The 24656-nt window shown below is 41.8% G+C and carries 18 protein-coding genes; 11 read left to right on the top strand and 7 right to left on the bottom strand.

The window, feature by feature from the left end:
• Positions 1–127 precede the first annotated feature (127 nt).
• Genes GW828_RS13645 through GW828_RS13635 form a run of 3 tightly spaced genes read right to left on the bottom strand, consistent with a single transcriptional unit; the run spans position 128 to position 2483 of the window.
• A complete protein-coding gene (locus tag GW828_RS13645) occupies positions 128–1456 on the bottom strand; it encodes an ATP-binding protein (RefSeq protein ID WP_273057969.1) in 1329 nt (442 codons plus the stop codon).
• Positions 1449–2132, bottom strand: a complete 684-nt coding sequence (locus GW828_RS13640) for a response regulator transcription factor (RefSeq protein WP_124016861.1) — start codon at positions 2130–2132, stop codon at positions 1449–1451. The genes GW828_RS13645 and GW828_RS13640 overlap by 8 nt, the downstream gene beginning before the upstream one ends.
• Positions 2133–2135: 3 nt before the next feature.
• Positions 2136–2483, bottom strand: a complete 348-nt coding sequence (locus GW828_RS13635) for a PepSY domain-containing protein (protein ID WP_273057968.1) — start codon at positions 2481–2483, stop codon at positions 2136–2138.
• A gap of 293 nt (positions 2484–2776) precedes the next feature.
• On the opposite strand from GW828_RS13635, the gene GW828_RS13630 reads away from it, so the two are divergent.
• The gene (locus tag GW828_RS13630; protein WP_273057967.1) at positions 2777–3658 is read left to right on the top strand and encodes a choice-of-anchor H family protein; all 882 of its coding nucleotides are present in this window, start codon (positions 2777–2779) and stop codon (positions 3656–3658) included.
• A gap of 106 nt (positions 3659–3764) precedes the next feature.
• The gene (locus tag GW828_RS13625; RefSeq protein WP_124016863.1) at positions 3765–4442 is read left to right on the top strand and encodes a YiaD family glycine zipper/OmpA-like lipoprotein; all 678 of its coding nucleotides are present in this window, start codon (positions 3765–3767) and stop codon (positions 4440–4442) included.
• A 65-nt stretch (positions 4443–4507) separates the two neighbouring features.
• Here GW828_RS13625 and GW828_RS13620 read toward each other — a convergent pair whose 3' ends face one another.
• The gene (locus tag GW828_RS13620) at positions 4508–5245 is read right to left on the bottom strand and encodes a hypothetical protein (protein ID WP_273057966.1); all 738 of its coding nucleotides are present in this window, start codon (positions 5243–5245) and stop codon (positions 4508–4510) included.
• Positions 5246–5287: 42 nt separating this feature from the next.
• Positions 5288–6628, bottom strand: a complete 1341-nt coding sequence (gene xseA, locus GW828_RS13615) for an exodeoxyribonuclease VII large subunit (protein ID WP_273057965.1) — start codon at positions 6626–6628, stop codon at positions 5288–5290.
• A gap of 118 nt (positions 6629–6746) precedes the next feature.
• Here xseA and guaB point away from each other — a divergent pair, with 118 nt between their 5' ends.
• The 5 genes from guaB to tadA all read left to right on the top strand — a co-directional run bounded on the left by guaB (position 6747) and on the right by tadA (position 12176).
• Entirely contained in the window at positions 6747–8219 is a 1473-nt protein-coding gene (guaB, locus tag GW828_RS13610) for an IMP dehydrogenase (protein ID WP_124016866.1), read from the top strand.
• A gap of 103 nt (positions 8220–8322) precedes the next feature.
• The gene (guaA, locus tag GW828_RS13605) at positions 8323–9900 is read left to right on the top strand and encodes a glutamine-hydrolyzing GMP synthase (RefSeq protein WP_273057964.1); all 1578 of its coding nucleotides are present in this window, start codon (positions 8323–8325) and stop codon (positions 9898–9900) included.
• Positions 9901–10537: 637 nt separating this feature from the next.
• On the top strand, positions 10538–11077 hold the full coding sequence (locus GW828_RS13600) for a hypothetical protein (protein ID WP_273057963.1): 540 nt from the start codon (positions 10538–10540) through the stop codon (positions 11075–11077).
• Positions 11077–11406 (top strand): hypothetical protein, encoded by a 330-nt coding sequence (locus GW828_RS13595; RefSeq protein WP_182754800.1) that lies wholly within the window; start codon positions 11077–11079, stop codon positions 11404–11406. The genes GW828_RS13600 and GW828_RS13595 overlap by 1 nt, the downstream gene beginning before the upstream one ends.
• A gap of 212 nt (positions 11407–11618) precedes the next feature.
• Entirely contained in the window at positions 11619–12176 is a 558-nt protein-coding gene (gene tadA / locus GW828_RS13590) for a tRNA adenosine(34) deaminase TadA (RefSeq protein ID WP_182698058.1), read from the top strand.
• Positions 12177–12481: 305 nt separating this feature from the next.
• Here the strand turns inward: tadA and mltF are convergent, their stop codons facing one another.
• Positions 12482–13906: a membrane-bound lytic murein transglycosylase MltF gene (gene mltF / locus GW828_RS13585; RefSeq protein ID WP_124016870.1), complete on the bottom strand. Its 1425-nt coding sequence runs from the start codon at positions 13904–13906 to the stop codon at positions 12482–12484.
• Positions 13907–14261: 355 nt separating this feature from the next.
• Between mltF and purL the strand changes: the two genes are divergently transcribed.
• The 4 genes from purL to cydX all read left to right on the top strand — a co-directional run bounded on the left by purL (position 14262) and on the right by cydX (position 22083).
• Positions 14262–18143: a phosphoribosylformylglycinamidine synthase gene (purL, locus tag GW828_RS13580; protein WP_273058020.1), complete on the top strand. Its 3882-nt coding sequence runs from the start codon at positions 14262–14264 to the stop codon at positions 18141–18143.
• 1100 nt (positions 18144–19243) lie between these two features.
• Positions 19244–20800 (top strand): cytochrome ubiquinol oxidase subunit I, encoded by a 1557-nt coding sequence (locus tag GW828_RS13575; RefSeq protein WP_124016871.1) that lies wholly within the window; start codon positions 19244–19246, stop codon positions 20798–20800.
• 15 nt (positions 20801–20815) lie between these two features.
• Positions 20816–21955, top strand: coding sequence for a cytochrome d ubiquinol oxidase subunit II (gene cydB, locus GW828_RS13570; RefSeq protein ID WP_182697974.1), 1140 nt, complete (start codon positions 20816–20818; stop codon positions 21953–21955).
• 17 nt (positions 21956–21972) lie between these two features.
• Positions 21973–22083, top strand: a complete 111-nt coding sequence (gene cydX / locus GW828_RS13565; RefSeq protein ID WP_124016873.1) for a cytochrome bd-I oxidase subunit CydX — start codon at positions 21973–21975, stop codon at positions 22081–22083.
• A gap of 504 nt (positions 22084–22587) precedes the next feature.
• Here cydX and GW828_RS13560 read toward each other — a convergent pair.
• Positions 22588–24594, bottom strand: a complete 2007-nt coding sequence (locus GW828_RS13560) for a methyl-accepting chemotaxis protein (RefSeq protein WP_182721993.1) — start codon at positions 24592–24594, stop codon at positions 22588–22590.
• Positions 24595–24656: the final 62 nt, after the last annotated feature.

The following is a 24656-nucleotide window of genomic DNA, read 5'->3' as shown; positions in this document are numbered from 1 at the left end:
ATTAATGACTGTTAAGCCAATCATAACGAGCCGAAGATGAACATAAGCTGAAGGCTAACCGAGAGAGTTAAAATATATAGTCAGGTTTAGCTAGAAATGAGTTATCTATTCATCAGATTATTAGACACTAATGCGTAAATTCAAATGCAAATTTGGCGCCGCCCAATGAGGTCGATTGACTTACGGTAAGCTTACCGTGATAACTATCGACCAGGTCGCGCGCAATCGCTAAGCCAATACCATGACCTTGATCGTATGTATCAGCGCGTATGCCTCGTTCGAAAATTTGCTGCTGCTTGTCTTCAGGTACTCCTGCACCGTCGTCTTCCACACTAATCAGAAGGCTATTAGGCCCTTGCTTAACCGTTAGTTTTACTTGGGCATTTGCGGCTTTACAGGCATTGTCTAACACATTGCCGAGCATTTCTGTTAAATCGGCTTCATCACCTTTGAAACGTGCATTGTGATCGCCTTGGTAATCAATGCTGAGTTGTTGCTGTTGGTATATCTTAGTTAAGGTTCTAACTAATCTCACGCTTATACTGTCAACACTGATCCCCAAATGCCACGCGCTACCCGCAGCACTTTGTGCGCGCCTAAGCTGATAGGCAATAATTTGATTTATGCGGTTAATTTGCTCGAGCGAGGCCTCGCTTAAGTTAGCTTGGGTTTGCATTACCGCCAAAGGGGTTTTTAAACTGTGGGCTAAATCGGCCAGGGCATTACGATAGCGTTTACGCTGATTTTGTTCGGTTTGTAATAAGGTGTTTAATTGCTTAGCGACTTTTTGCAGCTCAACAGGGTAGTGGGTGCTTAGCTGCATCGATGTCCCTTGCTCTACTGCACTCAGTTCTTGGCTAAATTTCCCCAAGGGTTTTAGAGTCCATAATAACCAGCTCAATTGCACTATCAACAATAGGGCCGTTAAGATCAGTAACCAAGTCCATAAGGTATTAGAGAATTTTTGGATTTGTTGAAGGTATTCCTGTTTATTTTTTATAATGTGTAGCGTCATGGTAAAAGGCTGTTCGCTGGTGGTAAAACTCACGCTAAAGCTATATATCAACTGAGGTTTATCATTAATCATGATCGAGTCGAAGGTACTTCTGCCCGTTGCTGGTTTAGGCAGATTAATGGGCGTGTTTAGGCCCAAAAATGAATTTGAGGTCCACAATAGCTGATTGTCTTTGGTGGTGATTAACGCATAAAGACCTGATCCGATGACATTAAATTGGTTTTCGAGTAAATGTGACGGCATTTGTAATTGGTTATTTTCCACTTCGGCCATGGCCAAGACCGAGTAAATATAAGCTTTTAATTGATTTTTGGCGGCGACATTCACTTGGGTCTCAAAGGCATTGTTTACTGTCATGCCAATAATCGGCAGCAACACCAATATTAACAATAAGGCGCTGACAACAATGCGAACTTTAAGCGAGTTGAGTAGATTATGCATTTGGGTCTAATTGGCGCAGACGATAGCCCTGACCGCGGAGCGTTTCAATTAATTGGTACTGATTGTCAGGGTCGAGTTTTTTACGTAAACGGCGAATGAAAACCTCAATCACATTCGAGTCTAAATCAAAATCTTGATCATAAATATGTTCAATTAAACGGCTTTTTGAATGCACTGAACCTGGATGCAACATTAGGTATTCAAACAGTTTGTATTCAGAACCACTGAGGTTAATGATTTGCTCGCCCTGTTTAATTTCTAAACTGCGAGTATTGATACTAAAGGGACCATTTTGGATAATAGGGCTTGCTTTACCTGCCGAACGGCGAATTAACGCATTAATGCGAGCAACCAGTTCTTCGAGTTGAAATGGCTTACTTAAATAATCATCGGCACCGGCATCTAATCCAACTACTTTATCTTGCCAACTGTCTCGAGCGGTTAAAATGATTATCGGGTAGCTAATGTCTTGCTCGCGTAATTGGCTGATTAATGACAAGCCATCGAGTTTTGGTAAACCGACGTCGATAATGGCGACATCGTATTGATATTCTTGAGCTTGAAATAACCCTTCTTCGCCATCATTGGCGACATCAACAGTATATTGCGCTTCGATAAGGTGTTGTTTGATGTTCTGTTGCAAGGCTAAATCGTCTTCGACTAATAATAATCTCATGGGTTAGTTCCTTGTCACTGCGCCATTGGTGGCATCGACTAATACATAGAAAATAACCCCATCATTGGTGAGTAGTTTAATCCGATACCCAGCATGTCCATTAACGTTAGCCGATTGTACTTTTAACACTTTGCCAGAATAACGACTTTGCGCTATTTGTACCGCATGTTGAGCACTTGCCACGACGAGGTTACTGTTCTGATTATTGTTTTGGCGATTATTATTAGGGCCGGGAGAGTGGCTAGCATGGGGCGATGAATACCATGCCGCATAAGACGGTACCGACGTGAGTGACAGTATCGTTAATATTAGGCCGAACATGATGGCATTTATGTTGAGCATACGCTGCATATTGTGATCCCTAATAACCTCAGTATTGCCAGTGTAAAAGATCCCTTTCTATATAGAAACATCTACTTAACCTAATCGATAAAATAGCCATAGGCACAAATAGCTGATTTGTCATCGTAGTATACGTTCTGACAGATGAACATTAGCTGAATCATTTACAGACACCTTGAGGTTTCTTGCTAGTCGCGCATAAATAGCTGATTGTTTTGGTTGTTATGATTAGCCTATGTTCAGCTTATGTTCATTTCCATTAGGTTTTAATGGCCTCAATATCAAGACAGCGAGGAATGAACATGAAGCATAATAAAACTAACATAGCCCAGATATCGGTAATGAATACCCAAATAAAATGGGGCTTAGGCTTATGTGTTGCCAGTGCGCTTTGGTTGAGCTCGCCTGTAGCACAAGGCGCCGAGCGCATAGCTGAACAAGGCCTTGGGACTTACAGCCAAGCAAGGAGCATTAACCTTAAAACCCCAGAGTCTGATGCCGATAAGCAAGCTAGGATGATGGTGTTACATGAACAAGCTAAGTTGCAAAACCTTGATGGCAACATCAAGGTAAAAATGACTCGCGAACAGGTGCTGGCTAAAAATAAAAAATCTGCGGCCACAGCTGAAAACCAGCAAAAACGAGTATTAGCGCAGCAGAATCAGGTGGTTTACTACGATTTCTCCTTCTACGGTGCCAATTCATATTTACTGGAAGATTACGATTACGACGGTTTTTATCAAACCTTTAGCGTGACTTTTGATGCAGATATAAATAGCAGTGCGGGCGATATTCAGGCCGATGTGTTTGCAGAACTCTATTTGAGTCAAGATGGTGGTCCCTGGATTCATTACTACTCAACCGATGTATTCACCTTACATGCAGACTCTAGCCATGATGACTATGAAGTGCTGACGACATTGGCTAATGGCTATCAAACCGATCATTATGATGTGTTGATCGATTTATATGAGTTGGGGTATGCCGATCCTGTCGCAACGATTAGTAGTGATCAATCTAATGCATTGTATGCTCTGCCGCTTGAAAGTAGTGATCGAGATGCGGTTTATGTTGATGAGGTCTATATCGAAACGGAACATTCTGGCGGGACCTTATCTTGGTTAAGCATTGCGTTGCTTGCCGGAGTGATAGGTTTGCGTAGACGTTTTATTAATAAAATATAACGAAAGCCTTAAGCTTTTCTGAGTTATACTTAACCTTTTTGATTTTAATTAGTTTTTATTGTGTCAGTTTCACTTATCCATGATGGATAAGTCGTTAGGAGTGAGTATGTTAGTAAAATTAAATACATCATTATTATGCAGTTCATTAATTGGTTCGGCGCTCTTGTTGTCAGGTTGCCAATTACCTAATCCTTATACCGGCGAATCAGAAAACACGAAAGCGACTAATGGTGCTATGATTGGCGCTCTGTCTGGTGCTGCTATTGGTGTACTTTCATCAAGCAAAAGTGATCGCGGTAAAGGTGCTTTAATTGGTGCTGCATCTGGCGCTGCTGTTGGTGGTGGTATTGGTTATTACATGGATGTGCAAGAAGCTGAATTACGTAAACAGCTAAAATCAACTGGTGTGAGTGTAACTCGCAACGGTGACAACATTGTACTAAACATGCCTAATGAAGTGACCTTTGCGGTTGATCAAACTGTATTAAGTGCACGCGCTAAATCAGTATTAAACAGCGTTGTATTAGTGGCCAAAGAATATGATGACACTCGCTTGAATGTAATTGGTTATACCGACAGTTCAGGTTCAGATTCTTATAACTTACGTTTGTCACAAGTACGAGCGAGTGAAGTTGCACAATATATCACTAGCCAAAAAGTCAGTGGTTCACGTGTATCTTCTACTGGTATGGGTGAGTCAAGCCCAATTGCGAGCAACTCTACCGAGCAAGGTCGTTCGCAAAATCGTCGTGTAGAAATTGTATTAACGCCAATCGGTAAGTAAACCCGTTAGTAAGCGTTAAAAATGCCATCGTAAGATGGCATTTTTATATGTGATGCGCTACGGGTTCAGTCAACATATCCGCGGTATTGTTGCTTGAATGTACCTGGAATAAAAGCATTATAAAGTGATTTGAATGACAATATTCCTAGACCAAATAGGATGAAAAAATATACCAATTGGCCTCTTGTGCGGAAATTTCTCACCTTTGGTGCCATATAATCATACGACAACAACATTTGTTGATTCATTTGCAGTTGATAAATCAATTCATCTTGTTGCCAAATCGATACCCGCATCCCCGATGTTAATGTCGCGGCAATTTGTTTGCATTTTGAACGGTGCAAATTTGGTGCAACAAAAGTATTGGGATAAGCCGAAATGACAATGTCATAGAAATCATTGATTTCACCGGTTTGTTGATTTTCAACAGCGTCCCTACGACATTCAATTTGATCAACTGTGATGTTATATCGATGTAGATTATCTAATGAACTCACCCAATAGTGAGGCATTACCCATGCTAATACCGCTATATTCGCCAACAAGTAAGCTCCGACAAAAGTCATACGCCAAACTATTGGTATCGTGGAAAATTCAAAAATAATTTCGCTTCTTCGCCAGTAATCTCGGTCGAACCCATTTTCTTTTAATTGAGGCTTAAGATTAAAACAGCCAAGTTTTTTACGTCGAGATATTTCGTCGCATAATTGCTTATATCGTTCAGGAAAAGCTTGTTTATTAATGTTGCGCTCAACATCGAGTAACTCATCATCCTTGTATTGCCGATAATCTATCTGTTTCACGCTATGTCCTTGCGCACCATTTTTTCATCGAGATCATGTTGTTTATTTGGTAGAGATATCTGTCACGGTTGAGGTGAGACTTCCTTGCTTTAACCGAGTATGAATCACATCACCATTGCTTAACTGATTGGCATTTTCAACGACATGATCATTGGTACTTGTGATTGAATAACCCCGGCTCAGTGTTGCCAGTGGGCTGACGGTATCAAGTTTATGTGCTGCTTGTGTAAGCCGTAATTCAGCTTGTTTAAAGCAGTCTTTGCTGGCGTCATTAAAACGTTCAATTAAATATCCAAGCCGCTGTTTTTCTAAGGTTAGGGTATTAATAGGTGAACGTTGTTGTAAGCGATTATGCAATTGCTGATGGCGCAATGTTAAGCGACTGAATTTATGCTGTAAGGCATTTTCTAGGCGCATTTGCATTTCATCAAATCGCTGTTCAAATTGTTGCAGTTTACGTTGTGGCTCATGACGTTGTAGATGATGAGATAACTGCGTTAATCGACCATACTGCTGTAATTGATAATGTTTCATACCCTGTTGCAAGCGTGATAACAGCAGGGCTAATTTTTCAGTTTTATTACCTTTGTCTTTTGATAATAACTCGGCACCAGCTGACGGGGTTGGTGCACGCACATCGGCAACATAATCACTAATAGTGGTATCAATCTCGTGGCCGACGGCACTAATAATGGGTAAGGCACTGTTATAAATAGCATGGGCTAAATGTTCGCTGTTAAAACACCATAAATCTTCCAATGATCCGCCGCCACGGGTAAGCAACAGCACATCAACTTCCATGCGTTGATTGGCAGTGACAATTGCTTGGCAGATTAAGTGGCTGGCCGTTGCACCTTGAACTTGAGTTGGGTATATAACCACTTCAATAGAGGGATCTCGACGTGCTAACACATGCAAGATATCTCGCAGTGCCGCGCCTGTTGCCGAGGTGATAACCCCAATACGTTGAATGTTATTTGGAATAGGGCGTTTGGTTTCTAGTGCAAACAAACCTTCAGCAGCCAGTTTAAGCTTTAACGCTTCAAATTCTTGCGCCAGTAATCCATCACCCGCCGGGAGCATCGACTCCAGCAGTAATTGATAGTCACCACGAGGCTCATAGACACTAATGGCACCTTTAACTAAGACTTGTTGACCATTGACGGGTTTAAAGCGCACCGATTGATTACGGCCCTTAAACATCGCGCAACGAACTTGTGAATGAGCGTCTTTTAAAGTCAGATACCAATGCCCTGAACTTGGCGATGAAAAGTTTGAAATTTCGCCATTTAGCCAAATTTTACCTATTTGACCTTCAAGAATATGCCGCACTTCGCTATTTAATTGCGAAACACTATAAACATTGTTTTTTGTGGCACTCATGAATATTCTCATTCTAACGTTAATAAAAATCTATTTTCCATTTACCAACTGCAATATGCAAGGTATAATCTCGCCGCAATATTTCACCCAAATCCTACTCAACTAGGGAGATGTTGCCATGCTACGTTTACTGAAAGATGCACTAACTTTTGACGATGTATTGTTAGTTCCTGCCCACTCGACTGTACTCCCTAATACCGCGGTTCTTAAAACTCGTTTAACCAATAAAATCGAATTAAATATTCCACTTGTGTCTGCTGCTATGGACACTGTGACTGAATCTCGCCTTGCTATCGCGATGGCGCAAGAAGGTGGTTTAGGTTTTATTCATAAAAATATGAGTATTGAGCAGCAAGCCGAAGAAGTCCGAAGAGTTAAAAGTTATGAAGCCGGTATTGTTCAAGATCCCGTCACTGTAACGCCAGCAACCACCTTAACCGATTTACGCTTATTAACAGAACGTAATGGTTTTGCCGGTTATCCCGTCGTTAATGATGCGCACGAGCTGGTGGGTATTATTACTGGCCGTGATGTACGTTTTGTAACCGACTGGAGCAAAACCGTTGCTGACATGATGACCCCAAAAGATCGTTTGGTCACAGTGGCTGAAGGCACCAAGCTCGATGAAGTGCAAAAATTAATGCATTCTCATCGTATTGAAAAAGTCTTAGTGGTTGACGGTAACTTCAAACTTAAAGGCTTAATCACTGTTAAAGATTTCGAAAAAGCTGAGCGCAAGCCAAATGCATGTAAAGACGAATTAGGTCGTTTACGTGTTGGTGCTGCGGTTGGTGCAGGTCCTGGTAACGAAGAGCGTGTTGATGCCCTTGTTAAAGCGGGTGTAGACGTATTATTGATTGACTCATCTCATGGTCATTCAGAAGGCGTATTACAGCGTATTCGTGATACTCGAGCTAAATACCCAGATTTACAAATTGTTGGTGGTAACGTTGCAACCGCTTCAGGCGCACTTGCGTTAGTAGAAGCTGGTGTTAACGCCGTTAAAGTTGGTATTGGTCCTGGATCAATTTGTACGACTCGTATTGTGACAGGTGTTGGCGTTCCGCAGATTACTGCAGTTTCTGATGCAGCTGAAGCTGTGCTTGCGTTAGGCATTCCTGTGATTGCTGATGGCGGTATCCGTTTCTCTGGCGATTTAGCTAAAGCACTCGCTGCGGGTGCATCATGCATTATGGCCGGTTCTATGTTCGCTGGTACTGATGAGGCTCCAGGTGAAACCGAACTTTATCAAGGTCGTGCATATAAATCATACCGTGGCATGGGTTCACTTGGCGCAATGGGCCAAACTCAAGGTTCATCTGATCGTTACTTCCAAAGCGACAATGCTGCCGACAAGTTAGTCCCTGAAGGTATTGAAGGTCGTGTGCCTTACAAAGGTAAGTTGAAAGAAATTATTCATCAACACATGGGCGGCCTACGTTCATGCATGGGCTTAACCGGTTGTGCCACCATTAAAGATTTAAATGAAAAAGCACAGTTTGTAAAAGTGACTTCAGCAGGTATGGGTGAGTCTCATGTTCATGACGTGACCATTACCAAAGAAGCACCAAACTACCGTTCTGGTTCATAATTACTGTGAGGACGACATTTGTCGTCCTTCTGTTATTAGCGTTAATTTGCCCGTATCGATGTGATACGGGGTATTACACTTAATCAATATGTAAAGGTTACCCATGAGTAATATTCACGATCATAAGATTCTAATCCTCGATTTTGGTTCTCAGTACACTCAGCTTATTGCGCGTCGTATCCGTGAAATTGGTGTGTATTGTGAGTTATGGGCCTGGGATGTGAGCGAAGCGCAAATTCGTGAGTTTGCCCCAAATGGTATTATTTTAGCCGGCGGCCCAGAAAGTGTTACAGAAGACAATTCTCCTCGAGCTCCAGAATATGTCTTTACTGCTGGAGTACCTGTATTAGGTATTTGTTATGGCATGCAAACCATGTCTGAACAACTTGGTGGTAAAGTCATTAAAGGCGTGGGTGAAGGCGAATTTGGCTATGCTCAAATTGAATTGCAAACCACGTCAGCCTTATTCAAAAGTATTGAAGATGCTGTCAGTGCTGAAGGCAAACCACTGCTTGATGTGTGGATGAGCCATGGTGATAAAGTCTCCGCTATTCCTGAAGGTTTTGTGACCGTTGCTAAAACAGCTACGTGTCCGTTTGCCGCGATGGCAAATGAAGAGAAAGGTTTTTACGGTGTTCAGTTCCACCCTGAAGTGACTCATACTCGTCAAGGTCAGCGCATGCTAGAGCATTTCGCGTTGGAAATTTGTGCCTGTAAAGCCAATTGGAAACCATCATCAATTATTGAAGATGCGATTGAGCGCCTTAAAAAGCAAATCGGTGACGATGAAGTTATTCTTGGTTTATCAGGTGGTGTTGACTCATCAGTGGTGGCGATGCTGCTTCACCGCGCGATTGGTGACAAGCTAACGTGTGTGTTTGTTGATAACGGCTTATTGCGTTTAAACGAAGCGGACCAAGTGTTAGAAATGTTTGGCGATCATTTCGGACTCAATATTATTCACGTTGATGCTGAAAACCGTTTCTTAGATGCCATGGCTGGCGAAGCAGAACCTGAAGCTAAGCGTAAAATTATTGGTCGGGTGTTTGTTGAGATTTTTGATGAAGAATCAAAGAAATGCGCGAATGCTAAATGGCTAGCTCAAGGCACTATTTATCCTGATGTGATTGAATCAGCGGGCAGTGCAACCGGTAAAGCTCATGTGATTAAGTCGCACCACAATGTTGGCGGGCTACCTGCCGATATGAAGATGGGTTTAGTTGAGCCACTGCGTGAGTTATTTAAAGATGAAGTGCGTAAGATTGGTTTGGAATTAGGCCTACCTTACAACATGCTTTATCGTCATCCGTTCCCTGGACCAGGTTTAGGTGTTCGTGTACTTGGCGAAGTGAAAAAAGAATATTGTGATTTATTGCGCAGTGCAGACTCTATCTTTATTGAAGAGCTACACAAGGCTGATTTGTATAATAAAGTGAGCCAAGCCTTTACCGTATTCTTACCCGTTCGCTCGGTAGGCGTAATGGGTGATGGCCGTAAATATGATTGGGTTGTATCGCTACGAGCGGTAGAAACTATCGACTTTATGACCGCGCATTGGGCACATCTACCATATGATTTCTTAGGTCGCGTTTCAAACCGCATCATCAATGAAGTCGATGGTATTTCACGAGTGGTGTACGACATATCAGGTAAGCCGCCAGCAACGATTGAGTGGGAATAATGTCATCTCACACAATAGCGAGTACTAACTTGCAATAAGTGATATTTAAGCCCATATTTTTATGGGCTTTTTTATTTTTATTTTTATTTTCTGAACATTTTTATTCGCACCAAGCCGCTCTAATAGAATATGACTCTGGGAATGATTTTTCGTTACCTTGGTATCTTCAGTGTCCTACTGCTCATGTGGTATATCCAACATCTTGCTAATCATCCATCAGTGACTTTCAGCCAAACATAATGGTTTTCCGGTTAGCCTTTCACACATAATTAAGTTTTATTACGACAGGTTTAATTAATGGTATCTACATGAACTATATATAATTTAATCTATGTATAGAGTGCTGTCTCATGGACTCAGCCCGTGTTACATTGCCAAGGATTTGCAGCGCTTTGGGACGTGTCATGCTTTGAAACATAGGTTTGCTCAGGTCCGCGCTGAACCCCTGAACAAAGGGAGCTATTTTGAATATTGACACTGGTATAGAGCTATTTTTAGCCTCAAACTGAAGCGGCAATCAATGGATACGGCTTTGATTTATCACTTCACTGCGAACGAAGTCTAGGTGTGGGTTATCTCACCCCGCTTAGCTAAATTAACGTCACCATCAATGGCCTGAATTGGAAAATTAAGACTTATGCAACCAATGATAAAACAAAAATTAATAGCGACTTTGGTGTCTTTAACCATACTGATCCCGGCAATGGCATCAGCACAAGAGATCCCAAAGCGGTTTCAACCTACTCTAGATGCCTTTCTTGAGGCTGCCAAATCGGAATGTGCAGCATTAGACAACGGCATATTCGAGGTTGTGGATGGTGGCATTCAATTTTACGCAGATTTCAATCAAGACGGTATCAGTGATCCTATCATCGACACCCGCGCATTCAGTTGCTCAAGTTCTGCCACGCTGTTCGTTGGTGGAACAGGCGGACATTATATTAATGCATTCGTTTCGGATGATGACAAGAGCTATAAACAATTCCAGTTTCTTGCCCAAGACAGTGCGGTTATCACACTCGGCGGTACGGCAGTATTAGTGCTCAAGCACCATGGCACAAGTTGCAACCTTCAAGGACTAAGCCCCTGTTTTGCAGCTTATAGCTGGGCAGAAGGAACGTTTAATACTGCTAATGCAATCATTCACCCACAACAGCAAACAGGAATCGATAAATAATGCCCTCTGATATAGCAAGCGACCCTAATGTATGGACAACAGGGGAGTTAATTAACATAGCACTGTTCGCAATACTGTATTTGAGTTGTTTAACATTCGCTATCCGCAAGACTTTACAAAAAGATCATGGCCGTTTTTACTTTATGGCTTGCGCTGTATTGGTGGTGGTTGGCACGCTCGCTATGGTATTAGAGCCATTTAATTCAACGATGAGTGGTGAGATGCCGCCACAAGCTGGTCTCGGAGCTTGGGTCATGTTTCTCGGTTTGTTTGGCACCATTGCCGCTATTGTCTGGGGAGTTACTCGTCGAGTCTTTAGTCAACGCTAAGCCGTGTTTTATACTCAAGATTGCGGGGGGCGAGTTATAGCAGCACCTGCGCTATCAAAACGACTGCCTAATCCTAGTTTAGTGATAGCACTTTATGGCAGTAGATACCTTCTAGCGGGGTAAAAAAAGGGGTGTTTGATACCATTTGCTATGCAAAATTCAGGTTATAATAAGCCTGTATGACAATGACCTAGGGCAGTAGAGTGACAAATATTTTAAAGGCAGACCTTGCTGCCAACACCAACTCCATCACTGATATTGAGCATGACACTCAGCAAGCCATTGATGAAAAGTGGATGCGGTTAGCCATGCAACTAGCTGAACAAGCAGAATTAAAAGGTGAGGTGCCTGTCGGTGCCGTATTGGTAAAAGATGATGTGTTAATTGCCAGTGGCTGTAATTTAAGTATTTTAAATCATGATCCTACAGCTCATGCTGAAATGGAGTGTATTCGCCAAGCGGGTAAGGTATTAGAAAATTATCGTATGCTCGACACTACTTTGTATGTCACTTTAGAGCCTTGCACTATGTGTGCAGGTGCCATGATCCACAGTCGTATTGCTAGAGTGGTGTACGGTGCCGATGATTTAAAAACCGGCGCGGCGGGTAGTGTAATCAATTTGCTGCAACACCCTGTTTTTAATCACCAGCTTGACGTGACATCAGGTGTGTTAGCAGAAGAGTGCGCTTCACAATTAAGCGCTTTTTTTAAGCGGCGGAGGGCAGAAAAAAAAGCACTCAAAAAGTTAGAGAGAAACTCAACTGATTGAGTGGCATATTTTTCTGTGGTTAACGTGAGATTATGATTCGGTTTGTACCAACAAAAAATGTGCACGTTGACGATTTTGAATACGGGTTTTGTGTACTTTAAGCATGACACGACGTCGTGACATGGTATTGCTTATCGCTCTTCTTCTCATATCGTGATCCTTTCATATTGGGTAACCTCATTGAGGTTACTGATAAACAGCATACTTTACAGTAGGCTTTCTAACGACAGATTCGGTTCCATACTACCTTATATTGATGACGATTGTCGGTCAGCTTGATGACGATAACCCCATCGATAGCACAATTATTGTGCTGATACCTTGGTTTTATCTGCCGCCTCTTCTGCAATCACTTCAACTTGATCTTGGATAACATCAATTTTCTTGGTTTGATTATCAATCCAAACTAAGGTGTCGTAGTAACGACGAATACTGTCGACATAATGCACCGCTTCACTTCCGCGAGCGTAGCCATAGCGAGTTTGCTTGTAATATTTAGCTTGCTGCAGCAAAGGTAATACTTTTTTGACGTCACGCCATGCACTGGGATCCATTCCCATTGACTCTGTTAACCGTCGCGCATCTTCAACATGACCTAAACCGATATTATAAGATGCCAGAGCGAACCAAATCCGTTGAGCTTCAGGAATTCTGTCTGGCAATCTGTCCATCATATCTTTTAAATAAAATGCACCACCACGAATACTCTGCTCTGCATCTAAGCGATCATCTACACCAACATAAGCCGCAGTCGGTTGGGTCAACATCATCATACCTCGGACACCAGTTGGTGAGCGTGCGCTTGGGTTCCAATGTGACTCTTGATAACTGGCAGCGGCTAATTTACGCCAGTCTAACTCACCTGAATACTGCTCAAAAAAACTACGGTATTCAGGGAGGATATTGTCAATGGCACGAATAAAGGCTCGTGTGTCGACATAGTCAAAACGTTTCACATGACCAAAATATTTTTCGTTTAAATGTTCAAGGGTGCCGGCACGTCTTTCTTGATGCCAAAAGGCCAGGAGTTGGCTCATTAAGCGGTCACTATTTCTCGGCGGTAACAGCCACACAACTTCAACTTTTTCTTCTAAAATCATTCCTGCGCGTAACTCAGGTAAAAAACGCTGGTTGATCAATAAACTATTTGAATCTGAAATGGTGTAGTTCAATTCTCCGTTGGCGATTAATGCAAACAGTTCTTCATTGTCTTTGTCATTAACTTGGTTCCACATCAATTCAGGATAGTCTTTTTGCAGCTTAGTTAAGGTATTGACCGAAGATGAGTTCGCCATCACGGTAATTTCACCCGACAGAGTGCCAATATCTTTGGGTTCTGGAGTACCTTCTCGATACACCAATACTTGATTAACTTTATATAAGGTCGGTCCAAGTTTAAATTGTTGACTGCGGTTGGGAGTTTTTGCGATGCCAGCAGCAATAATATCAATCTTGTTTTCTTTTAACGCAGCAAATAATTGTTTGCGATTCGTGTATGGGATCATCTCTAGCGGCACGGCTAAATAATCGGCAAAGCGCTGGGCCATTTCAAAGTCGAATCCGCTTTCACCCTGATCTGAATTTAAATAAATCTGTGGACCATATAATGTCCCAACCTTGAGTACGGTCCGTTTTGGGGCAGGCGCTGCAATATCAACCTCATGAATATCAACAGGTTGACAGGCGGATAGCATCCCGCAAAGTAAGATGATGAATAAGGTTTTGATCATATTTATTAATTGGTTATCTTAAGTTGTTTCGTTAATGTCACCAGAGTAATGCATGAGAAACGAATATAATTCCGGTTGAATAGCCTTTAAATATGTAGGGGAGTTTAGGTGTTTTTGGTTACTTTATCAGGAGTTTTCCTAAACGCCTATAGTTGGACAAATAACCCGCTTTTAACGTCGGTTTATTGAACGACAGTAAAGTCGCTGTGTCATAAATATGCATAAGCACAATTGTGGATATTTTCCCTATCAGGAAACACTGTTTTCACGGGTGCTTAAAGGTGATTTGTACTGTGCAATTCCTTATAATAGCGCCAATTCTGACCCAATATAATTTATAAGGTGAATAGACGTGATTGAGATCATTCGCGGAGCCCCAGCACTATCTGCATTTAGAGTTCAAAAACTCATGGAGGCTTGCGAAAATGCAGCACTTCCAGTATCTCAAATTTATGCTGAATATGTTCATTTAGCTAATTTGAGTGAGTCACTAGATGATAATGAGCGTCTACAGTTAGAAACTATTCTTACCTATGGACCCGCTATTGAGTCGCATGCTCCACAAGGTACTCTATTATTTGTTACTCCACGTCCTGGCACCATTTCTCCTTGGTCTTCTAAAGCAACCGACATCGCACACAACTGTGGTTTGGGCAAAGTAAAACGCCTTGAGCGTGGTATGGCTTATTATGTTGAAGCTTCAGAATTAACCGCAGAACAACAAAAACAACTGCAAGGTTTATTACATGACCGTATGGTCGAAATCATATTGCCTGAGTTTGAAGCGGCTGAGGTATTATTTGCCCGCACAGAACCGGCAAAATTTAGCAGTGTTAATATTCTTGCTGAAGGCCGTCGTGCCTTAGAAGTCGCTAACGTTAAGTTAGGTTTGGCTCTTGCTGATGATGAAATTGACTATTTAATTGAAAACTTTGTTCGTTTAAAGCGTAACCCTAACGACATCGAATTAATGATGTTTGCTCAAGCAAACTCAGAGCATTGTCGTCACAAAATTTTTAATGCAGATTGGACAATCGATGGCGAAGTGCAGCCAAAATCATTGTTTAAAATGATTAAGAATACTTTTGAAGTCACTCCTGATTACGTGTTGTCAGCTTATAAAGATAATGCCGCTGTGATGACAGGTTCGGTTGCGGGACGTTTTTTCCCAGACCCTGATGGTATTTATAACTATCACACTGAACCAATGCACATCTTAATGAAAGTCGAAACTCATAATCATCCTACTGCAATTAGTCCTTATCCTGGTGCCGCTACTGGTTCTGGTGGTGAAATTCGTGATGAAGGCGCTACTGGTCGAGGTTCTAAGCCTAAAGCGGGTTTATCTGGTTTTACGGTTTCTAACTTAAAAATTCCTGGATTTGTGCAACCATGGGAAGGGAATTACGGTAAACCCGATCGTATTGTGACTCCACTTGAGATCATGCTTGAAGGCCCACTTGGTGGCGCTGCATTTAATAATGAATTTGGTCGTCCTGCGATTACGGGATATTTCCGCACTTATGAACAATTAGTGTCTAGTCATAACGGTGTTGAAGTTCGTGGTTACCATAAGCCGATTATGATTGCCGGTGGTTTAGGCAATATTCGTGAAGAACATGTGCAAAAAGGTGAAATCACGGTTGGCGCTAAACTCATTGTGCTTGGTGGGCCTGCAATGAACATAGGTTTGGGCGGCGGTGCTGCATCTTCTATGGCATCAGGTCAGTCTAGCGAAGATTTAGATTTTGCTTCTGTACAACGTGAAAATCCAGAAATGGAACGTCGCTGTCAGGAAGTGATTGACCGTTGCTGGCAGCTAGGTGACACCAATCCTATTCAATTTATTCACGATGTGGGTGCCGGCGGATTATCGAACGCATTCCCTGAGTTAGTGAATGACGCTGATCGCGGTGGTGTGTTCAATTTACGCAACGTTCCCTCTGACGAGCCAGGCATGAGCCCGCTCGAAATTTGGTGTAATGAATCTCAAGAACGTTATGTGCTATCGGTTGCGCCAGAGAATTTACAGCAGTTTGCTGATATTTGTGCCCGTGAACGCGCTCCATTTGCCGTGGTTGGTGAAGCGACTGCAGAGATGCATTTAACGCTTGCCGACAGTCACTTTAATAACAAACCGATTGATTTACCGCTCGAAGTCTTATTAGGTAAAGCGCCTAAAATGAGTCGTGATGTGGTGTCGGTAAAAGCGGTATCACCGGCATTAGATCAATCTAAGATTGAATTAAAAGATGCGGTTAAGCGCGTTTTAACTTTGCCAACCGTAGCCGATAAAACTTTCCTAATCACCATCGGTGACCGTTCAGTGACGGGATTAGTTAACCGCGACCAAATGGTCGGTCCATGGCAGGTTCCGGTTGCTGATTGTGCGGTAACCGCATCAAGTTATGATAGCTATTGCGGTGAAGCGATGTCGATGGGTGAACGAACGCCATTGGCTTTACTCGACTTTGATGCTTCTGCGCGTATGGCGGTTGCTGAATCGATCATGAACATTGCTGGTACTGATATTGGCTCGTTTAAGCGCATTAAGCTTTCGGCTAACTGGATGTCGCCGGCGGGTCACCCTGGTGAGGATGCCGGTTTATACCAAGCTGTTAAAGCCATTGGCGAAGACCTTTGTCCAGAACTTGGTATCACTATCCCTGTCGGTAAAGACTCTATGTCGATGAAAACCGCATGGGAAGATAGTGGTGTACAGAAAACGGTAACATCGCCTATGTCATTAGTTATCACCGCTTTTGGCGTGGTACAAGACATACGTAAAACCGTGACGCCACAACTTCGCAGTGATAAAGGTGACACTACATTATTAATGCTGGACTTAAGCAATGGCCAAAATCGTTTAGGGGGTTCTTGTTTAGCGCAGGTTTACAGTGAGCTAGGTGATATTGCACCGACATTAGATGTTACCGCTAACTTAGCGGGCTTCTTTGAAGTCATGCAGCAATTAGTGGCTGAGCAAGCGGTTATGGCATATCACGACCGCAGCGACGGTGGTTTATTTACCACTTTAGTGGAAATGGCCTTTGCCGGTAATACTGGGTTAACTATTGATTTAGCCAGCTTGAATGGTACTGATTTAGAACGTTTATTTAACGAAGAACTGGGTGCTGTCATTCAAGTTGGTGTTGCTGATGCTAAAGCCATTGTCGCGCAATTTGCGGCTAAAGGCGTAGCTTGTCATCACATTGGTGGTTTACAAGCCGCTGACAAGATTAGCATTAACGATGGCCAGCGAGTTATATTTGCTGATAGCCGTACTGCACTGCGCACTATGTGGTCAGAAACCACCTATCGCATGCAAGCACTTCGTGATAATCCAGAATGTGCACGTGAAGAGTATGAGCTTAAACAACAAGCTGATGCACCTGGTTTAACGGTTAAATTAGGCTTTAATCCAAGTGAAGATGTAGCCGCACCTTATATTCTTAAAGGTGTCGCACCTAAAATGGCTATTTTACGTGAGCAGGGCGTTAACTCTCATGTCGAGATGGCAGCCGCTTTTGACCGTGCCGGTTTTGAAAGCCGCGACGTGCACATGTCGGACATTTTATCTGGGCGTATTAGTCTTGAAGAGTTCCAAGGCCTAGTGGCTTGTGGCGGATTCTCTTATGGTGACGTATTAGGTGCTGGTGAAGGTTGGGCTAAGTCGATTCTGTTTAATGATCGTGCTCGCGATGAGTTTAGTCGTTTCTTCGAACGTGATTCAAGCATCGCCCTTGGTGTGTGTAATGGTTGTCAGATGTTATCTAACCTGAAAGACATTATTCCAGGAAGTGAGCATTGGCCGCGCTTTGTGCGTAACCGCTCTGAGCGTTTTGAAGCTCGATTCAGTTTGGTTGAAGTGCAACAAAACCCATCGGTATTTTTTGACGGCATGGTCGGTTCTCGTATGCCTATCGCAGTATCACATGGTGAAGGCTTAGTTGAGTTTGCTAATGCTCAAGCGTTAGCTAATGCCGAAGCATCGGGCACTATTGCACTGCGTTATGTTGATGGCCATGGTCAAATTGCGACTCAGTACCCTGAGAACCCTAATGGTTCAGCGAATGGTCTAACCGGTATTTGTACCACGGATGGCCGAGTGACAATTATGATGCCGCATCCTGAGCGTGTATTCAGAACCGTTGCCAATTCATGGCATCCAGATAACTGGGGTGAAGATAGCCCTTGGATGCGCATGTTCCGTAATGCTCGAGTCAAGATCGGTTAATTTCAAATTAACTATCTAGTTTAGATAAAGTAAAAAGGCGACTCATTTGAGTCGCCTTTTTTATTGGTTAATTCGTTTTATCAACTAATGGCTTTGATGTCGTTGAATAAATAAAACCCCCATAGAGTAGCTCTATGGGGGTTTAGTTTCGTTATAGATAGATAATAACGATTGTCGCTTAATATGATTTCTGCGCTAACAAAAACATCTACTAAACAGGGTATAGATAAAAAAGTGAGCGATCTTACTTCACTTCTTTAGCAGTAAACATTTCAGTAAAAACGCGTTTGTACAAGTTGGCAATATTTTCGAATAATTGAGTCATAGCACTTCTCTTTAGGTTAGGTCACTGGAATTAAGACGACGACTCATCGCGCAACCACTGTTCGTTTTCTTAACTGTGTGGAAATTATACAGTTACCTTATTGCTGGCTCAAACGAGAAAAAATGATTCTTGTCATTAGTTAATCTAATGGTTTGTTGGCGTGGTTTTTTTATGTTTATTATATTTAAATTATAAGTTATTGATTATGATTATTTAATTTAATTAATTTAAAATTAACATTATTTAAATAATTTATTAATTATTATTGAGTTGTTGGTTTTTATACTTTCTTTTAACAATGGCGATGAGTTGGGTTTTTTATGGCGACCTATATTTAATCGATTTATCTTCCTAGCAATTGGCTTGTTTTTGTCAATACCTCAAGAGGGGATGCGAGAGATGTTCAAAAAGTTTTACAGAAAATATGACCATTTTTTTGATAAATTGTGATCCATCTGACAACAACTGGAGATCATTTAAGAGTGATTTTCACTGTAAAGGCCTGATTTTTTATATCAAAATATTATCCATTCGAAAAATCTAATGTTTATCACATTTTTGACTAAAAAATATGATCTCCTAGGTATTTATACCGTAAGATACAAGGCGTTTAAGATTGCACTTGAAAACACAGGCAAACAGATTAATTTATCATTTTTACTCATTGGTGAGTTATCCACTGCTTCAATATGACCGTTTTCAGGTATAACATCATCATTATAGTAACCCCGTGTTACTGTGTAGTATTTGGTTGTACTGAAGTAAGGAGCCGCCAATGATTATCGAAGAGGTCGTTGAGCTATCGCGTTTTCAATTTGCGTTGACAGCCATGTATCATTTTCTATTTGTTCCACTCACCCTAGGTTTAGCTTTCATCCTTGCGATTATGGAATCACTGTATGTGATGACGAATAAGCAAATCTATAAAGACATGACAAAATTTTGGGGTAAGTTGTTTGGGATTAACTTTGCTCTAGGTGTTTCTACGGGTTTAGCAATGGAATTCCAGTTTGGTACTAACTGGTCCTACTATTCTCACTATGTAGGTGACATTTTTGGTGCGCCTCTGGCCATTGAAGGCTTAATGGCTTTCTTCCTCGAGTCAACGTTAGTCGGGATGTTCTTTTTCGGTTGGGATCGTTTTAGTAAACGTCAGCATTTAGTGGTCACATGGCTTGTTGCCATCGGCTCTAATATGTCAGCCTTATGGATTTTGATTGCCAATGGTTGGATGCAAAATCCAGTAGGTTCAGTATTTAACTATGAAACCATGCGCATGGAGATGGTTGATTTTGGCGCCGTAGTGTTTAACCCTGTCGCGCAAGTTAAGTTTGTTCATACTGTAGCCTCTGGTTATGTTGCTGGTTCGATGTTTGTGTTAGCTATTAGCTCATACTACATACTAAAAGGGCGTGACTTACCGTTTGCTCGGCGCTCATTTGCTGTTGCAGCAAGCTTTGGTATGGCAGCGATTTTATCGGTTATCGTATTAGGCGATGAGTCGGGTTATAAAGTCGGCGAAGTTCAACGTGTTAAGTTAGCAGCTATTGAAGCTGAGTGGCACACTGAGCCTGCTCCAGCAGCCTTTACCGTCGTTGGTTTTCCTAATCAAGAAACCATGGAAACCGACTATGCGATTAAAATCCCTTATGCCATGGGTATTATTGCAACGCGAACATTAGACGAAGAAGTGACGGGTATTAAGGATCTTATTAAAGATCACGAAGTACGAATTCGTAACGGTATGGTTGCCTACGGATTGCTTGAAAAACTACGTGCTGGTGATAAATCAGCAGAGGTTAGAGAGCAATTTGAAGCGACTAAAATCGATTTAGGTTATGGTTTCTTGCTTAAGCGTTATACCGACAAAGTGGTTGATGCTACCGAAGAGCAGATTAAAGCGGCCTCTTATGATTCTATTCCAACTGTCGCACCTATGTTCTGGAGTTTCCGGATTATGGTGGCAGCAGGGGTGATTATGTTGTTTGTGTTTGCAGCCGCTTTCTGGCAAAGCACTCGTCATCAAATCGCTGAGAAGAAATGGGTACTGCGTGCAGCACTTTATAGCTTGCCACTTCCTTGGATTGCCATTGAAGCCGGTTGGTTTGTGTCAGAGTTTGGTCGCCAACCTTGGACTATTTCTGAAGTGCTTCCGACCTTTATGTCGGCGTCTAGTTTAACCACGGCGGATCTTTGGTTTAGTATTATTTCGATTACGGTGTTCTATACCATTTTACTGGTGATAGAGGCTTTCTTAATGTTCAAGTTTGCTCGTCTTGGCCCTAGTAGCTTAAAGACTGGCCGTTACCATTTCGAAACCCAAGATGCTTAATCTGAGGACCTGATTATGTTTGATTACGAAGTATTAAGATTTATTTGGTGGGCGTTAATCGGTGTATTATTGATTGGTTTCACCGTGACAGATGGCTTTGATCTGGGCGTGGGGATATTGTTACCTATTATAGGTAAAGACGATACCGATCGCCGTATCATGATCAACACAATTGCTCCGCACTGGGATGGTAACCAAGTTTGGTTAATCACTGCTGGTGGTGCATTATTTGCAGCTTGGCCTATGGTTTACGCAGTGGCGTTTTCTGGTTTTTATGTGGCAATGATGCTGGTGTTGTTCGCACTCTTTTTGCGTCCTGTTGGCTTTGATTACCGCTCTAAAATTGAAGATCCAAAATGGCGCAAAACATGGGACAAGGCATTATTTGTCGGCTGTTTCGTACCACCATTAATCATTGGTGTTGCATTTGGTAACTTACTCCAAGGTGTGCCGTTTAACTTTGATGAATATTTACGTGCTACCTACCATGGCGGTCTATTCGGTTTATTAAATCCGTTTGGGTTATTAGCCGGTCTTGTGAGTGTCACTATGGTGATAATGCAAGGGTCTACATGGTTACAAATGAAGACGGACGGCGAGCTTCGTGTGCGCAGTGCTAAGACATCACAAATTTGTGGCAGTCTATTAGTGGTTCTGTTTGGTGCAGCAGGCTTTTGGTTGGTCAATGGTATTGATGGTTATGTGATCACTTCAGCTCTTGACGTCGCTGGAGCATCAAATCCAACCACTAAAACGGTAGCGGTTGAAGCCGGTGGTTGGTTGATAAACTACGATAAATATCCTTTGACTATGCTATTTCCTGTATTAGGTTTGTTAATGCCAGTACTAGTGGTATTAGCCAGTCGTTTGAATCGTAGTGGTTTTGCATTCTTTTTCAGCTCGCTTGCTGTTGCGGGGGTGATTTTAACGTGTGGTGCTGCTATGTTCCCATTTGTTATGCCTTCATCATTAGAGCCTAATGTGAGCTTAACTATGTGGGATGCTACTGCTAGCCAAATGTCACTTAAAGTAATGACCGTTGCCGCTATCATCTTCGTACCGACTGTCCTAAGTTATACCATTTGGACTTATTACAAGATGTTTGGCCGCTTAAATCGTGAGTTTATTGAAAACAATAAAAACTCACTTTATTAAATTAAGGAGCAACATTTATGTGGTATTTTGCTTGGATTCTTGGTGTATTGTTAGCGTGTTCATTCGGTATTATCAATGCGTTATGGCTTGAGAATACTGAAAATATGGATCGTAACAGCGACAACTAATCGCGACATCTGTAATTGAAAAACCGTCTTGGTAACAAGGCGGTTTTTTATTGGCTTTTGTTTGGTAGGTAATAAAGCACACTTCTAAACAGGCTTGATAGTAGTCGAATAATCAAGCCAGTTACCAACTTATTTTGGTTATTCATTCTGCCTATAGCCAACCTTAACGAGCAAATATAAAGTCACTTTACGTTATGTTGATGTCTATAAAGATAGAGCCCAATCGATGTAGGACGCCGATGAGGGGGATTGATGCAGAAGGCTGAGAAAGATAACTGAAAACGATAACTGAAAACAATCATAACAGTGGGATGACACCACAGTAATAATGCTTTCAATATAGTGATAATTGAGACTTGCAGAAGAGATAAATCGCGCTGTGCTTTACTTGAATATTAGTGATATTTGAGTCGCGTGGTAATCGGGTATCATGGGCCTGAAGAGTATTTTATTGGATCAGAACCCAATCGCTGAGCTCTGATCCCTGTTATCAATTCCAGTCAACTACACGACTTTAAATACTCCAATTTGTTGTTTGATGCTGACCGCAAGTGCGGTTAATTGTTCTGCATCACTGACCGCTTTTGTTGCCCGTTCATCACTATTTTGTGCCAACGTCGCTATAGTATGCAAGCTATGAGACACCTCATCTGCCACTGTGCTTTGTTGATTAGTTGCACTGGCTATACTGGATGAGAATATTGCCATTTCACCGATACTCTGATTAATCTGACTGAGTTGGAGATTGACGATATTAGCTTGTTCAGCTGAAGATGCTCCTAACTGCTGGCACTCGACCATTTGTGTCGCGGTAAATTTTACTTGATGCTGTAATTTAGCTATCGTCGAGCTAATCTCACTAATTGAACGCTGCGTTCTTTGCGCAAGAGAGCGCACCTCATCAGCCACAACGGCAAAACCACGACCTTGTTCTCCTGCTCTAGCAGCTTCAATAGCAGCGTTTAATGCTAGCAAGTTAGTTTGTTCTGCAATGCCATTAATCACTTCAGTTACTTTACTAATAGCTTGGCTCTCACTGCTGACACTTTCAATATTTTTTTGACTTTGGATGAGTTGCTCACTTAAAGATTGCAGCGCGGTGACCTCTTGGCTTAACTGAGCATGCCCTTGAGCTGATGCACTATCAATTTCCTGCGCTTGCTGTGCTCCTTGACTAGCATTTTGGGCGACGTCTTTAATCGAAGAAGACATCTCTTCGATAGCCGTCGCAATTTGCTCTGTTTGGTTTAACAGTGCTTTTGCTTCATGACCATTTAACTTTGATGTTTGTTGGCTTTGATTTGCTTGGTTTTCTAAGCTAATAACCGACTGTTTTAATGATTCAATTAAACTCGCCAAACTCGCAGCCATTTGGGTCACACTGATAGTGATGTGATCAACTTCATTACCACTGCTTTCAGAGCACTGCATGAATGTTTGTGAAAGATCGCCTTGACCTAATTTAGCGATTTGTTGCTGTAGATTTTTTAATGGCTTCATCGCACGATTGATCACCATAAACAGTAAAACAGCAATCAGAACTATGCCTATCAATGCTAAAATCACGTTAATTTTTAGCATAGCTAAACTTTCATTATTTAATTCTTTGGTTGGCACATAGCCAACCATGGTCCAATTCCAACCTGCAATCTTTATTGAATAAGCATACATCTCTTCATCCGATAATGAAGTGTAAACCCAGCTGCCTTTATCTGTGAGTGCCTGTTCAAGCGATAAACCATTAAACAATGATTCAGTAAAAGGCGCTTCAGTGTTCAAATCGCGATGAGAAATAACTTGTTTATCAGAATTACGGATAATGGCATAAGATCCTGACTCTTCGAGTGTGAGTGTTTTAAGTGCATTCTGGATTTGCAGAATTGATTGGCTAATGTCATAACCGATAAAAAGGATAGCATTAACTTTGCCGCTGCTGTCTTTTACTGGGCTATAAATTGTCATGTAATCTTTGCCAAAAAGCTTGGCATAGCCTTCGTATTTTTGACCACTAATTAATTGCTTATAGCCTGGGTGATTAACCCCCAGATAAGTCCCTAGCGCACGGTTACCATCCGTTTTTTTCAGTGATGTTGACACTCGAACAAAATCATCATTATCACGAGCAAATATAGTCGCTACGCCGCCAGTTAGTTGCGAAAAGCGGTCTACATTATTATTTTCATTATTAACTTGTTCATTATCATGTAAAAGAACCGGAGTCTTAACGCCTAACACGTCAACGGATTTATTTTCTATCGAAAATTGTCCTGGATATAAAGTACGAAGAATATCGGAGCTACGTTTCGCCGAAGACAACATACTGTCGTATTCCAGTTCAAGTAAATGAGTATTACTGTCCATTTGTGATTGTATAGCTTTGATCGCTTTATCATGTAATACAGTGGAAGCGGTTAGATATGAAAAACAAGACATAGCGGTGAAAATAATAACGGATGACAACACGACAAGAGAGCCTATTTGTTTTGAAATAGGCCAGTTTTTATAGTTCATATGCTCTTTCTCATAATTATTGTGATGATTAATCTAAATAGATATGGTTCGCTCAATTTAAT

It is taken from the genome of Shewanella vesiculosa, assembly GCF_009994065.1.
In the GTDB taxonomy this organism is placed as follows: Bacteria; Pseudomonadota; Gammaproteobacteria; order Enterobacterales; family Shewanellaceae; genus Shewanella; species Shewanella vesiculosa.
This window is presented reverse-complemented; position numbering and strand designations above follow the sequence as displayed.

Excerpts from the sequence above, each read along its gene's own strand:
- GW828_RS13600 (WP_273057963.1), top strand. The coding sequence starts at position 10,538 with ATGCAACCAATGATAAAACAAAAATTAATAGCGACTTTGGTGTCTTTA.
- GW828_RS13560 (WP_182721993.1), bottom strand. The coding sequence starts at position 24,594 with ATGAACTATAAAAACTGGCCTATTTCAAAACAAATAGGCTCTCTTGTC.
- xseA (WP_273057965.1), bottom strand. The coding sequence starts at position 6,628 with ATGAGTGCCACAAAAAACAATGTTTATAGTGTTTCGCAATTAAATAGC.
- cydX (WP_124016873.1), top strand. The coding sequence starts at position 21,973 with ATGTGGTATTTTGCTTGGATTCTTGGTGTATTGTTAGCGTGTTCATTC.
- mltF (WP_124016870.1), bottom strand. The coding sequence starts at position 13,906 with ATGATCAAAACCTTATTCATCATCTTACTTTGCGGGATGCTATCCGCC.
- GW828_RS13635 (WP_273057968.1), bottom strand. The coding sequence starts at position 2,483 with ATGCAGCGTATGCTCAACATAAATGCCATCATGTTCGGCCTAATATTA.
- GW828_RS13625 (WP_124016863.1), top strand. The coding sequence starts at position 3,765 with ATGTTAGTAAAATTAAATACATCATTATTATGCAGTTCATTAATTGGT.
- GW828_RS13595 (WP_182754800.1), top strand. The coding sequence starts at position 11,077 with ATGCCCTCTGATATAGCAAGCGACCCTAATGTATGGACAACAGGGGAG.
- guaA (WP_273057964.1), top strand. The coding sequence starts at position 8,323 with ATGAGTAATATTCACGATCATAAGATTCTAATCCTCGATTTTGGTTCT.
- GW828_RS13645 (WP_273057969.1), bottom strand. The coding sequence starts at position 1,456 with ATGCATAATCTACTCAACTCGCTTAAAGTTCGCATTGTTGTCAGCGCC.
- GW828_RS13640 (WP_124016861.1), bottom strand. The coding sequence starts at position 2,132 with ATGAGATTATTATTAGTCGAAGACGATTTAGCCTTGCAACAGAACATC.
- GW828_RS13630 (WP_273057967.1), top strand. The coding sequence starts at position 2,777 with ATGAAGCATAATAAAACTAACATAGCCCAGATATCGGTAATGAATACC.
- cydB (WP_182697974.1), top strand. The coding sequence starts at position 20,816 with ATGTTTGATTACGAAGTATTAAGATTTATTTGGTGGGCGTTAATCGGT.
- GW828_RS13575 (WP_124016871.1), top strand. The coding sequence starts at position 19,244 with ATGATTATCGAAGAGGTCGTTGAGCTATCGCGTTTTCAATTTGCGTTG.
- guaB (WP_124016866.1), top strand. The coding sequence starts at position 6,747 with ATGCTACGTTTACTGAAAGATGCACTAACTTTTGACGATGTATTGTTA.